Origin of the sequence: Acinetobacter sp. 10FS3-1, assembly GCF_013343215.1 — a bacterium.
Lineage (GTDB): Bacteria > Pseudomonadota > Gammaproteobacteria > Pseudomonadales > Moraxellaceae > Acinetobacter > Acinetobacter lwoffii_C.
The window spans coordinates 2079281-2092127 of the sequence record NZ_CP039143.1 but is presented as its reverse complement, the minus strand read 5'-3'; the positions used below and the strand labels follow the sequence as shown (position 1 = coordinate 2092127).

The 12847-nt window shown below is 44.7% G+C and carries 14 protein-coding genes; 2 read left to right on the top strand and 12 right to left on the bottom strand.

From position 1 onward, the window contains the following. Positions 1-5: 5 nt before the first annotated feature. Complete coding sequence (locus E5Y90_RS09845) at positions 6-2414, top strand: CSLREA domain-containing protein (RefSeq protein WP_174660127.1); 2409 nt, start codon at positions 6-8, stop codon at positions 2412-2414. Between the two features lie 59 nt (positions 2415-2473). Here the strand turns inward: E5Y90_RS09845 and E5Y90_RS09840 are convergent, their stop codons facing one another. The 5 genes from E5Y90_RS09840 to E5Y90_RS09820 all read right to left on the bottom strand — a co-directional run bounded on the left by E5Y90_RS09840 (position 2474) and on the right by E5Y90_RS09820 (position 5765). Further along, entirely contained in the window at positions 2474-2881 is a 408-nt protein-coding gene (locus E5Y90_RS09840) for a DUF3106 domain-containing protein (protein ID WP_151203533.1), read from the bottom strand. After that, a complete protein-coding gene (locus tag E5Y90_RS09835; protein ID WP_151203535.1) occupies positions 2871-3188 on the bottom strand; it encodes a hypothetical protein in 318 nt (105 codons plus the stop codon). Before E5Y90_RS09835 ends, E5Y90_RS09840 begins: the two co-directional genes overlap by 11 nt. Further along, positions 3185-3799 carry an RNA polymerase sigma factor gene (locus E5Y90_RS09830; protein WP_151203537.1) on the bottom strand — a complete coding sequence of 205 codons (615 nt, stop codon included), beginning with the start codon at positions 3797-3799 and terminating at the stop codon, positions 3185-3187. Before E5Y90_RS09830 ends, E5Y90_RS09835 begins: the two co-directional genes overlap by 4 nt. 165 nt (positions 3800-3964) lie before the next feature. Beyond that, a complete protein-coding gene (locus E5Y90_RS09825) occupies positions 3965-4741 on the bottom strand; it encodes a TrmH family RNA methyltransferase (protein WP_174660126.1) in 777 nt (258 codons plus the stop codon). A gap of 49 nt (positions 4742-4790) precedes the next feature. Beyond that, positions 4791-5765 (bottom strand): class 1 fructose-bisphosphatase, encoded by a 975-nt coding sequence (locus tag E5Y90_RS09820; RefSeq protein WP_174660125.1) that lies wholly within the window; start codon positions 5763-5765, stop codon positions 4791-4793. A gap of 184 nt (positions 5766-5949) precedes the next feature. On the opposite strand from E5Y90_RS09820, the gene E5Y90_RS09815 reads away from it, so the two are divergent. Next, positions 5950-6129 carry an NF038105 family protein gene (locus E5Y90_RS09815; RefSeq protein ID WP_151203547.1) on the top strand — a complete coding sequence of 60 codons (180 nt, stop codon included), beginning with the start codon at positions 5950-5952 and terminating at the stop codon, positions 6127-6129. Between the two features lie 77 nt (positions 6130-6206). Here the strand turns inward: E5Y90_RS09815 and pal are convergent, their stop codons facing one another. The 7 genes from pal to ruvB all read right to left on the bottom strand — a co-directional run bounded on the left by pal (position 6207) and on the right by ruvB (position 12681). Beyond that, positions 6207-6779, bottom strand: a complete 573-nt coding sequence (gene pal, locus E5Y90_RS09810) for a peptidoglycan-associated lipoprotein Pal (RefSeq protein WP_174660124.1) — start codon at positions 6777-6779, stop codon at positions 6207-6209. 54 nt (positions 6780-6833) lie between these two features. Then, positions 6834-8117 carry a Tol-Pal system beta propeller repeat protein TolB gene (gene tolB / locus E5Y90_RS09805; protein ID WP_174660592.1) on the bottom strand — a complete coding sequence of 428 codons (1284 nt, stop codon included), beginning with the start codon at positions 8115-8117 and terminating at the stop codon, positions 6834-6836. A gap of 205 nt (positions 8118-8322) precedes the next feature. Next, on the bottom strand, positions 8323-9579 hold the full coding sequence (tolA, locus tag E5Y90_RS09800; protein ID WP_174660123.1) for a cell envelope integrity protein TolA: 1257 nt from the start codon (positions 9577-9579) through the stop codon (positions 8323-8325). A gap of 3 nt (positions 9580-9582) precedes the next feature. Then, positions 9583-10032: a protein TolR gene (tolR, locus tag E5Y90_RS09795; protein WP_151205504.1), complete on the bottom strand. Its 450-nt coding sequence runs from the start codon at positions 10030-10032 to the stop codon at positions 9583-9585. Continuing rightward, complete coding sequence (gene tolQ / locus E5Y90_RS09790; RefSeq protein ID WP_174660122.1) at positions 10032-10730, bottom strand: protein TolQ; 699 nt, start codon at positions 10728-10730, stop codon at positions 10032-10034. Before tolQ ends, tolR begins: the two co-directional genes overlap by 1 nt. A 27-nt stretch (positions 10731-10757) precedes the next feature. Next, complete coding sequence (gene ybgC / locus E5Y90_RS09785) at positions 10758-11165, bottom strand: tol-pal system-associated acyl-CoA thioesterase (RefSeq protein WP_151205506.1); 408 nt, start codon at positions 11163-11165, stop codon at positions 10758-10760. Between the two features lie 508 nt (positions 11166-11673). Then, positions 11674-12681, bottom strand: coding sequence for a Holliday junction branch migration DNA helicase RuvB (gene ruvB / locus E5Y90_RS09780; protein ID WP_174660121.1), 1008 nt, complete (start codon positions 12679-12681; stop codon positions 11674-11676). Between the last annotated feature and the right edge of the window lie 166 nt (positions 12682-12847).

Sequence of the window (12847 nt, the reverse complement as noted above, 5' to 3'; positions counted from 1 at the left end):
CAATCATGAAAAATTATAAAAAAGGATTGCTTGCAGTCATGATTTTATCTGCCATGAGTTTGATGGCAGCTGAAGATAAAACTATTTATGTCACCACACTGTTAGATGAAGATGGGGAAAATTCTAAAGCTTGCTCTTTACGTGAAGCGATTAAAACTGCAAAGCTGGATAAGTCTTATGGGGGGTGTAATGTTGGACGTACACTCCGACTGGATGGGAGTGCAGCTGATGTCATTCAGCTTGAGGCGGGTGAATATAAGCTAGACCGTGAACTGATTGTAGAGTCAGCAGTGAAGATCTATGGTAAATCCCCCTATAGCTATAATACAAAAAGCCCGATCACTTTTTTATATCCTACCCGTGAAGCGCTGAAAACCACCATTTCTGGTCAAAGTAAGACCCGACTATTTAACACCTTAGAAAGTCAGGTGAGCTTAAATATCCAGAACCTTATATTAAAGGATGGTTATGCGACGAAAAATTCTTATGATCAGGGCAATGGGGGCACATTTTATGTCGCGGGGCCTTTAGGCGTGATTAATAGTGAAATTGTAGGGTCTAAAGCAGAGGCAGAAGGAGGAGCAATTTATGCGACTGCCTTGAATAATGAAAAAAATATCCAGATAGTAGATTCTTTAATTCGCAACAATGTGGCAAATACGTATGGCAGCATCTTGGCCATGGATTGCAGTGGAAATTTAGGCAGTACCCAAACGGGGGTGGATATTATCCGAAGCAGTCTGATTCAAAATGGTTCCAGTCATACAGCGAGTATTCTAGATTTTTGTGGTGCAGCTAAAGTAAATATCCAAAATTCAACCATTGCCCAAAATACCGCCAGTGCCCAAGGCTATATTCTGCGTATGGTCCATCATTTAAGTCGGCCTTTAACCAGTAGCTCAGTGCTCAATGCTTCTAACAATACAATTGTAGAAAACGTAGCAAAATCAGTTTTATATTATGATGATTTGGGAGTAAAAACGCTTAAACACAATGTTTTGGCATTTAATAAAGGTTTATCTTGTGAATATGCATTGAATGCAGGAAGTCCTCCCCCAGCACCAAAAATTTCTTTCACGACAGATTTCAATGCAATAGAGCAAACTGGGGAATCAAGGTGTGTATTGCCAGAGCTGGAGAAAGAAAAGGTCTCAACCAATATTGATGTATCCAATACAGCGCTTGAAAAGCTGTTGACGCCCTTTATAGAACCCTCGATCAATAACCGTTATCTAGGTATGTATTATCCAGTTGATAATCAAACTGATACAGATCTGGTTGATATTGGAGACAAGAATTGTATTGAAAACGATCAGCGCGGGATTGAGCGTGTCGTTGATGCCACTTTACTTTTCAATCCAGCTGCAAGAAATACCTGTGACATTGGCTCGATTGAAATGCGGCGTTTTACTGCAGCAGATATAGTCGGACTTAAAAATGTATCGTTAACAGAGCTATTGAATTCTTACCAAAAAAATATTGATGATCTTCAATCTATTCTGAATCACAAGGATACTTTGCCAGAAGAGCTTCCAGGTTTAAAAGAAGAATTAAGAGAGTTTGAAGAGCTGCTTAAATATACCAAGCAGCACCAAAAATATCGCGCTATTTATATTGACCCTTTTAAGCTGGCGATGCCACAGGAAAACTTGGAAGCCAAAGAAATTATCATTAAAGCGCTTAATGCACAAAACTATGATGTTGAAGTGAAGTCTTTGGGCGTAGGTGGATTAACAGGTGAGGGGGATTCACTTACGGTAACAGGCCATCCGGAAGATCCGAATTTAAAGTGTGAATGGAAGCCGGATCTTCAACGGATCATCATGTATCGTACTGATGGGAAAGTAACTGATGCTAATGATATGGAATTCTGTAAATACACCTTGAAAGATAAGAAGACAGGAGCGAGTAGCTCGGGAATTTTAAAGGTTACTTTTGCCAATATTCAGCCCATTATCAAGAGTGATGTCTATGCCATTAATCCTGATAAGTATCTTAGCGTAACTGTTAATCCTTTGGAAAATGACAGTGATGATGGGGATGGACCTGCGATTAATAGCAAACCGGCTTTTTATTGGAATAACGACGGGCTAGAAAGTCCTATCCGGATTAAAATGCCGGCAGGAGTAAGTGTTAGTGCTGAACGTGAAGGTCCCTGTCCAGGTGATTATCAAGGTGAGAGATGCTATGGCGGCCAACTGACTTTTAAAGTGAAAAATAGTTTGAGTCAGGCAGACTATACGATTATATATAATATATTTGATGCCGATGGGCTGATGTCTGCTGATGCAGAGATTTTACTACGCAATACGCTGAAGAACACCAATAATACTTCTAGTGGCGGCGGCTCTTTCGGTATTTTCGGGCTGCTTGGCTTGGTTGGTTTGGTTGGCTATCGCCGCTGGAAAAAATAATCACAACCTTCTGATATTTTAAAAGCCTCCATTGGGAGGCTTTTAATATTCTTTAGATTTCAGTGAGAGCTGGGTTGAGTCAATTGCTGATATTTTTGAATATATTCTTCACGAATGGCCAGACGTTCTTCAGGTTTCGCCTTTTGCATCCGTAAACCTAGCTCTTTACGTTCCTGGCTGCTCATCATTTGCCAGGTTTCACGCATTTTCTGTTTTTCAGTCTCAGGAAGCTGAGTAAACCAGTCTAGACGTTGCTGCAAATTAATTTGTTGCTGTTCCGGAATTTCCTTCAAGGCCTGATAGCGTTTAATCAAGGCCAGTTGTTCAGAATCAGACAGATCTTCCCAGGTATCATTGACCTGAGTATGCGCGTCCTTGGAAAAAATCCAGAAACGTTCGACCCCTGCAAAACTGGTTTGTAAAAAGCTAAATGCGCAGAACGCAATCGCTAATCTTTTAGCTGCCATGGGGAACCTTGTCCTCACCTAAAACCATTAGCATTTCTAAATCTTCCAGCATTTGTGGAGAGAGTTTGGGTACTGAAACAGTTTGGGTTTGTGGCTCATGCTGGGTAGCAATATTCGGTAAAACGATTACACCTGCAATTGCGGCTGCCAGAGCAAAACCAGACATTTTTAGAAATGCAAAACGTGAATGTTTAGATTCCTGAATTTCTTCAAGAACATGGTGCATCACCACTGGTTTGTCTTTATGGTGTTGTGCCAGTCCATCAAGTTTGGAAGTTACTTGCTTTAAGAAATCATCTTCTTTCATTCGGATGACCCTCCCAGATATGGATTTAAATGTGCTAAAGAGGCACGCAGTCCTTGAATAGCACGGTGATAATGAGTTTTTACACTTCCTTCACTGCAGTTCATAATTTGTGCCGTGGTATGAGTATCAAAGCCTTCCCAAGCTCTAAGCATAAATGCCTGTTGTTGACGTAACGGTAACTTGGCAATGGCCTCCTGAATTTCTTCAGCAGTAACCGCCTGATCCAAAAACTCGAGTGGGGATGGTGTTGATTCATCTACCAAATGATCGAATTCAATCTCATCGTCATCGAGGCTGACTTTTTTAAAAAAGGAAAATGGCTGGCGCCGACGCGCTTCTTTCCGGCGCCAATCCTGTAACTTGTTGTTAAGGATCGTATAAAACAGGGGATACCATTCTTCAGTGCTTTTTTCAGCATAGGATTTATGCAAGGCAATAAAGGCTTCCTGAACCAGATCCATGGCAATGCCATGCTGATCCTGAGTTGCACTTTCCATCATGACCAAAGCGCGACCAGTCACATCCTGCATGAAATTCTTTAAGCGAGACTCAGCGGTACTCTTTAGAATACTTGCCTCTTGTGACTGTAACGGTTTTGGTGCTAAATCCATAGAGATGGAAAACCCTGTCATTCGACACCCACCATTATTCCCAACTTTATATATATAACGCTGGGACTAATGATTTGGTTGACAATAAAACTTATTATTTTTGTAGTGTAATCTATTTTACAAATACACGGGTTGGAATTAAAACAATGTAACCTAAATACTCATTTAGATACGTTGACGGACCATTTCAAAGAAGCAGATTGACCCGGCAATCGCAACATTCAAGGATTCCTGTCCACCCGGTTGCGGAATAGCCACGGCTTCTGCATGTTGCAGGGCATAATCTGATACCCCTTGGCCTTCATTGCCTAGAATCCAGACACAGGCTTTACGCAGATCCTTGCTATACAGGTTGCTAGAACGATGTGAGCTGGTGACATACACTGGAATCTTAAAGTTTTGCAGTACCTCTTCCAGGGCAATATTTTCAAAAGTTTGCAAAGAAAAATGCGCGCCCATACCTGCACGTAGTACACGGGGTGACCAGAGTGAGGCTGAACCTTTGGTGCAAATTACCTGATCAATACCGGCCGCGGCAGCAGAACGTAACAGGGTGCCGACATTGCCCGGGTCCTGCACATTTTCTAGAATCAGGGTGTCGGCCGTGTAGTCCAAGGTCTGACTTGAGCTTGGAATATCTACAATCGCCAGACAAGCCAGAGAAGTACCTAAGGTACTTAAATCTTTATAAAGTGATTCACCAATCACGAATACCACGCCTGAGTATTTTTTTAAAATCGTATCGAAATCAGGATGCTCCAAGGCGTGTTCAGTTGTGAAAATGGAGTTGATTTTTTTATTTTCATGTAACCATGCAAGACACAGGTGCGTGCCTTCAAGCACGGTTTGCCGTTGTTTTTTACGATAAGAATTCTGCTCAATTAAACCACGCAGGTGTTTAATTTTAGGATTGTCTTTGGATTCAAGGAAGATGGTTGGCATAGGGAAAAGTCCACGGCAGTCGATCAGATCATCAACTGCCGTTTAAAAATTAATGATGGTAGCTGGTGACAAGCTCAACTTCGTTTTTTGAACCGATAATCACAGGCACGCGCTGATGCAAATCTGTGGGTTCGATTTCGAGAATGCGTACACGGCCCGTTGTTGATGTACCGCCTGCTTGTTCCATCAACATGCTCATTGGATTGGCTTCGTACATTAAACGCAGACGGCCGGCTTTTTTAGGATCTTTCAGGTCGTATGGGTACATGAAAATCCCGCTGCGGCATAGAATACGGTGAATATCACCTACCATACAGGCCACCCAACGCATATTAAAGTCTTTTTCACGTGGGCCAGTTTTGCCCGCGAGCAGTTCATCAATATAACGTTGTACCGGTTTTTCCCAGTGACGCTGATTTGAAGCATTGATTGCATATTCTTGGGTATCGGCTGCAACCTGAATATTTTCAGAAGTCAGTAAAAACTCCTGGCTTTCCGGATCAAAAGTAAAGAATATGGTACCGGCACCCACAGTCAGCGCCATCATGGTGGATGGACCATAGAGCACATAACCCGCAGCAACCTGATGTACACCAGCCTGCATGAAATCTTCCGCCTGAGTTACAGCATTTTTTGCAGGCAGAACCGAGAAAATAGTACCTACACACATATTGATGTCGATATTGCTTGAACCATCGAGTGGATCGAACAAGACCAGGTATTGACCATTTTCTTGTGCAGGCGTAAAGGTATCCAGTTCTTCCGAGGCCAGACCGCCGACATGCGGGTGCTGTTGCAAAGCATCAATCAGATAATCATTGGAAATGACATCCAGTTTCTTTTGCTCTTCGCCTTGAACGTTTTCAAGCTGGGCGCTTCCCAATATACCTGCTAAAGCACCTTTTTGCAGAAGTTGATCAATACGCTTACATGTATTCCCAATTGTTTCAATTACTTGTGCAAGTTCAGGTGTGAGGTTCCCGCTTTGTTGTTGTAAAAACTGGGATAAGGTGCGGTATGACATAAGAGAAAAGCTCCAAGACTTAAATCAGGAAAAAATGATCAAAACGATATGCGGCTACATTTTAGATGAGAACGCTTGAAAAGAACAATTAAACTGGGCTATTTGTTGTGATTTTGCCCTTGCAACTCTGCTGGAAAGTGCTATGTTGAAGGCAAAGGAAAAAGTTGTATATAGGAGCACAGAGATGACGGTATTAAAGTTTGATGCGACTCCGACGCCAGGAGAGGCAATTAATCTTGATGAGATTTCCGAAGACAAGATGAAAGAAGCCTGGAAGGATTATGAGGCTAAGCCTGAATATAAAAAATTCAATAAGCATGACATGATTGAATCGATGCAACCTGCTGAGGAAGAGCAGGGATGACCTCATCTTCAAATCTTCATGCAATAAAAAAGCACTCGATTGAGTGCTTTTTTATTGGGCTTAGAGTGTGGTAATGATTATTTCAACAATGGCGGAACGGCTTCGTAATTGATTTCAACACGGCGGTTTTCTTTCCATGCGCTTTCATCATGGCCTGGATTCACCGGCATTTCTTTACCATAGCTGACCGCTTCCAGTTGATTGGTATTGACACCAGTGGTGATCAGGAAGCTTTCAACCGCTTTAGCACGGCGTTCACCCAGTGCCATGTTGTATTCACGTGTACCGCGCTCATCTGTGTGACCGGTTAAAGCTACACGGGAGTTAGCATTGGCCATCAGGAACTGGGCATGGGCCTGAAGCGTGCGAATGTCGTCATTGCTGAGTTCGCTACTGTCATAGTTAAAGTGTACAACGCGCTTTGCAAGATAAGCCTTATTCTCAGCCGTCACCCCTTTGGATGATGCGCCAGCCATGTTTTGTGCACCTAATGCTGCATCTTCACTCAAGCCTTGAGTATTGACGGTCGTGCTACCGCTAGTATCCAGGTTGCTGGTCTGTACTTCAGCGGCAGGCTTGCGGCTTGCACAACCCGTCATCACTACGGCTGCTGCAAGTAAAGGAAGCGCAAATAATTTTACTTTGTTCATCTTCATCTCCATGAAGGTTGATTATGGGGTAAAGCATTTTTAAATATTAAACGGTTATTTGGGTGCCCAAGCCGGTTCACGGACTTCACCGGTTTCACTTGGTAAATTCATACGAAAGCGGCCATCCAAGGTCATGATTGACAGCAGACCACGTGCGCCTTCGCGTGTGGCATAAACCACCATCTGCCCATTTGGCGAGAAGCTTGGCGATTCATCCAGACTGGTTGGAGTCAGAATATTGGTTACACCAGAGTTTATATCCTGTACCGCTACTTTATAATTACTGCCGCTTGGGCGATGTACCAAGGCAAGCTTTTTCCCATCTGCACTTAAAGTTGCGCGAGCATTAAAGGCACCCCGAAAGGTTAAGCGTTTGGTGGTCTGGTTGACCAGATCGTAACGGTAGATCTGCGGAGAACCCCCACGGTCTGATGTAAAGATAAAGGATTTGCCATCTGGTGCATAACGGGCTTCGGTATCAATTGAGCTATCATTGGTCATACGCTGTAACTGGCGTGTTTCCAGACTCATCTGATAGATTTCCGGATTACCGTGCATGGAGGCAGTAAACAGCATAGTTTTGCCATCTGGCGAGAAACTTGGCGCGCCGTTTAAGCCACGGAAGCTGGCCAGTTTTTCACGTTGACCTGTAGCCAGTTCCTGTACATAAATAGCAGGGCGCTTGGTCTCAAAAGACACATAAGCAATTTTTTTCGCGTCCGGTGTCCAGGCCGGTGACAAAATCGGATCGCGTGAGGTCAAGATGGTCTTTGGCTGTTCACCGTCGGTATCGGCAATTTGCAGGGTATAACGCTGTTCCGGCGTGGCCGGGTTACGCAGCACATAAGCAATACGGCCGCTAAAGTCGCCTGCAATTCCTGTTAATGCCTGATAAATTGCATCACTGATCATATGCGCTGCCTGGCGAGTACGCGAGGCGGGAACAGTCAGTAATTCATTGATTAAATATTGTCTTTTTTCAACATCATAGAGTTGATACTGGATGCTAAACGAACCATCAGGGTTGGTTTTAGATGAACCCGTTACAACATAAGGTACGCCAGCAGATGCCCAAGCTTCTGCATTAGGGGTGTTGATGGTCGCTGTCGCAGGCAGGTTTTTTGAAGCACTGGTAAATTTTCCAGAACGATTCAGGTCATTTTCTACAATCGGATAAATACTCTGGTCTTGACTAAAAGGCACGATGGCAATTTTAGGCGCTGCTTCGGGGGCTTTGGTAATTTCCAGATGCAGCTGGGCCTGTGACTGGGTCGCCGTCACTGCACCAAGGGCGGTCATAAGGGCAAGGCAGAGTAGGTGTTTGCGAGTCTTTTCCATCATTCGTTATTTACTCAAATCAACGGCGTTATTCTAAGGTGATCGGGCTACATCATCGCATGGATTTATGTGAATAAAACCATGAATTTATCACCAAACTGTTATGCGACTGTGAAAAGCGAATATTTTTCAGTCTATTTTAATTAAAGTCTAACTTAAAAATCCAGCCATCACACCTGTTCTGGAAGATGGCTGGATTTTTTATTTATTGGGCTGTGAAGGTTGAGGTAAAACTTCGTGCTTCTCGGCGTGCATCTGGATCTGAAGGCATCGGATAGGGCGCAGCAGCACGAACTGCAGCTTCTACGCTGGCTTTCATGTCTGCATCACTTGAGTTTACGATGACAGAAACCACACCACCATTATCATTTAAGGTCACACGAGCAGTAGCACGCTGACCTGATGATCCCACTGGGGTATCCCAAGCACGTTTAATTTTATTTTCGAAATCACGTTTTGCAGTAGACGCAATCCGTTTTGATTCTGCTTTTTTCTGAGCAGCTTCTTCAGCCGCCTGTTTGGCTGCTGAAGCCTTGGCATCTGCCTCAGCTTTGGCTTTCGCATCGGCATCCGCTTTACGTTTTGCATCTGCCTCAGCTTTGGCTTTTGCATCGACATCTGCTTTACGTTTTGCATCCGCGTCAGCTCTGGCTTTTGCATCGGCATCCGCCTTACGTTTGGCATCCGCTTCGGCTTTCGCCTTTGCAGTAGTATCTGCCTTACGTTTTGCCTCCGCTTCGGCTTTCGCCTTTGCAGCAGTATCGGCTTTGGCTTTAGCTGCCGCATCGGCTTTTGCTTTTGCATCGGCATCTGCCTTACGTTTTGCATCCGCGTCAGCTTTCGCCTTTGCAGCATCGGCTTTTTGTTTGGCGGCCAAATCTGCTTTTTTCTGAGCTTCTAATTTGGCTTTTTGTACAGCATCGGCCTTACGCTGTGCGTCAAGCTCGGCCTTACGAGCAGCGTCGGCTTCAGCTTTGGATTTCTGCGCTGACTCAGCTTTGGCTTTAGCAGCTGCCTCTTTAGCCTGTTCGGCTGCTTTCGCGCGTTTTGCAGCTTCAGCTGCTTGCTGGGCGGCCTTGGCTTGAGCAAGCTCTGCTGCTTTCGCTTCTTGCTGGGCTTTTTGAATATCGATCTGTGGTGGTGATGGTGCAGGTTGCAGTGCCGGAGGGGTTGGTGCAGCTGCTGTTGGAGCCACCGGGGCAGGCTCTACGCTCGGTTCAGCTGTTTGGGTAATTTCTTCTGTCACATTTTCATGGGCTGTTTCTTCAAACTCGGTTTTTTCGTGAGTCAGCGGTTTTAAGTCCTCAGGTTTGATCAGGACCGTTTTGATCTGTTTTGGTGGTTCGGGTGGCTTACTCATGCCCAGAAAAAGTAGGCCCACCAAAGCAACAGCGTGGATTCCCAAGGTAAATCCAATCGCCACTGCTTTTTGCTGAAAGGGTGGTTTCTGATAATTTTTCATACTTTATTCTAATGGTTTGGTCAGTAAACCGACTTGGGACAGACCGGCATCTTGCAGGCTCGACATCAGCGCCATGACATCGCCATAAGGACGGGTGGTATGACCGTTGATCACGACATTCAGCAGCTTGTTATTCTTCTCAGCCTCGGTCTGCGCTTCCACCAAAGTCTGGCTCAACTCAGCTAGTGTGACTGGGCCTGTGGTCTGGTTTTTGTAGTCCAGATAATAGGTTCCATCTTCTTTCAGCGTGACAATAGTGGGTGCATCTTTAGATTCGATGGGTAGACCATTGGCCTGAGGCAAGTCAACTTTAATACCGCTGGTAATCATGGGAGCCGTCACCATGAAAATAACCAGAAGTACCAGCATGACATCAATATAAGGTACAACATTCATGTCACTTTTCAGTGGTTTTTTAATACGCGCAAAGCGTCCTGCACCTTGAATAGCCATTAGTTCGTGTCCTGTGTTACGCCCACCGACTGACGTTGCAGCAGCGCCACCATTTCTTCAGCAAACAGGGCACGATCTGAGTACAGGGTTTCGCCTTTAGCGGTGAAATGGTTAAAAGCCAATACAGCTGGAATTGCTGCAAACAGGCCAATGGCTGTAGCAATCAGCGCTTCTGCAATGCCTGGTGCAACGGTCGCCAGCGTTACCTGCTCGACATCAGCCAAGCCAATAAAGGCATTCATGATGCCCCAGACCGTACCAAAAAGACCGACATAGGGTGCAACTGAGCCAATGCTGGCCAAAGCTCCCAGTCCCTGTTCAAGTTGTCCCTGATCACGACTGAGGCCGACACGCAGAATACGCTCTGTGCCTTCAATGGACTGGGTAGTCGGCGCATGACGCTTTTTCAGTTTCAGGAACTCACCCAGACCTTGATAGAAAATATCTTCAAGACCGGTACGTTTAGAATTCAGCTGGGCATTGTTATACAAGGTTTTCAGTTCGGCACCTGACCAGAAAATTTTCTGGAAATGCTGGTCTTCAGCCTGAGCCTTTTTATAGCTCATATATAACTTGGCAATCAGATACCAGCTGTACAATGAGGCTAACAGCAAAGAAAGCATCACCAGTTGTACGACAGGGCTTGCTTGTAAAATAAGATCTGAAATTTGAAGAGATGATTCTAACTGAGTTGCCATAGTTGTTACGTGTGCCAATTAATTTTTTTAGTCTTGTTCCAATTCTTTTCGAATCAGTTCGCGTATTTCATCTGGAAGTCGACGCGGTTTCATTTCTGCACTAATACATGCCAACTCTACCTCGCCAGATGCAAGCATGATTTCACCACGATAAATATTTTGTTGCAATACAAATGATGAAGCTTTACATGAAATGACACGTGCAGTAACAGTAATTAAATCATCCATTAAAATTGGACGCATATACTTCACGCTAATTTTGTGCACAACAAAGTTATAGTCGGACTGATGCCAGTAATGACTGACGCCAGCCGCACGTAACCATTCGGTACGGGTACGTTCCATATAGCGAATATGGTTGGCGTGATAGACAATGCCACCCGCATCAGTATCTTCAATATAGACGCGGATATTGAATTCAAAGTGATTCGCCATAGTTTTGTTCCATGCAGGTTTTACGAAATATTTGCTTGTTTTAGAAGGGAGGGCAAGGTTTGAAATCTACTCTATTCCTTCCTGAAGCCAAGCAAATTAGCGCGTCAAAGTTTAGCATTGTGAGCCTTGAGACCAATGGCACAAGATGTCAAATCTGAGTCGGCACGTTATTGCGTCTGTAGAGCGCAGTCAATTGCTTATTTATGAGGCAATCTTAGCAGGGTGAGTACCTTGACTCACCTATATCTGAATAGGGGGAAATCCGCTTGTGTTGTTCTGTTTTTAGCTCATTTGAGTCTGCTGAGTGATTTTAATGACGGCAAATGTTTTAGCAGTACTCAGAGCATAACTGTATATACCCGGTCTATCCGGTATGAATAACTTGGTTTCTTACCCAAGTCACGACTGACAAACGCTAAGGATTCTCTGCTTTAACAATAAGGACAGGATGATATGAAAATGCTCAATATTGACCGAAAACCATAAGGGAGTATGTACTCCCTTCCCGTCATTTATCTTTTGATTCAGGTGGAGTCATGCCAAATTGCAAATACGCCATATTGGTGGCAATACGTCCACGTGCAGTTCGCATGACATAACCTTGCTGAATTAAGTAAGGTTCAATCACATCTTCCAGAGTCCCGGAGTCCTCTGCCATGGCCGCTGCCACGGCTTCAACACCCGCAGGGCCACCCTCAAAACGTTCCAGTAACATCGACAGGTAACGGCGGTCTAAAGTATCCAGGCCATCTTTATCGACATTCAACATATCCAGCGCACGTTGTGCCATGTCCTGAGTGACTTCACCAGTGCCTTTGACCTGTGCATAGTCACGTACGCGGCGCAGTAAACGGTTGGCAATACGTGGTGTGCCTCGGGCACGGCGGGCGATTTCTTTTGCACCATCGTCTGTCATTGGGACATCCATTAAGCTGGCTGAACGTGACACAATATGGGTCAGGTCAGCAACAGAATAGAACTCTAAACGCTGCACAATGCCAAAACGGTCACGTAGGGGAGAGGTCAGCAGACCAGCCCGTGTGGTTGCCGCCACTAGTGTAAATGGAGGTAAATCCAGTTTGATTGAACGGGCAGCCGGACCTTCACCAATCATGATGTCTAGCTGATAGTCCTCCATCGCTGGGTATAGAATTTCTTCAATTACTGGGGAAAGGCGGTGAATTTCATCAATAAATAAAACATCACCCTCTTCAAGGTTGGTCAGCATCGCTGCCAGATCGCCTGCACGTTCCAGCACTGGGCCTGAAGTGGATTTTAAGTTGCCGCCCATTTCCCGGGCAATAATATTGGCCAGTGTGGTTTTTCCAAGGCCTGGAGGACCAAAAATAAGTGTATGGTCGAGGGCTTCTTCACGGCCACGAGCAGCGCCAATAAAGATTTCCATTTGTTCACGGACCACGGGCTGACCGATGTAGTCATCGAGGGAGGTCGGACGGATGGCACGATCAAAATGATCTTCGGGTTTTTCAGAACCACTGATGAGACGGTCTTGCATATCGATTTAATTCATCTCTTTATTGAAGCTGTTTGATGCTGTTGGGACAGCCTCAAATAATGATTTGTGTTTAACGGCCATTACGTAGGCGGTATTTTACTTTTGACAGGGCAAAAGTAACAAAACCCTTTGTTAGATTGAGGATATGTCCCTATATCCCAATCTA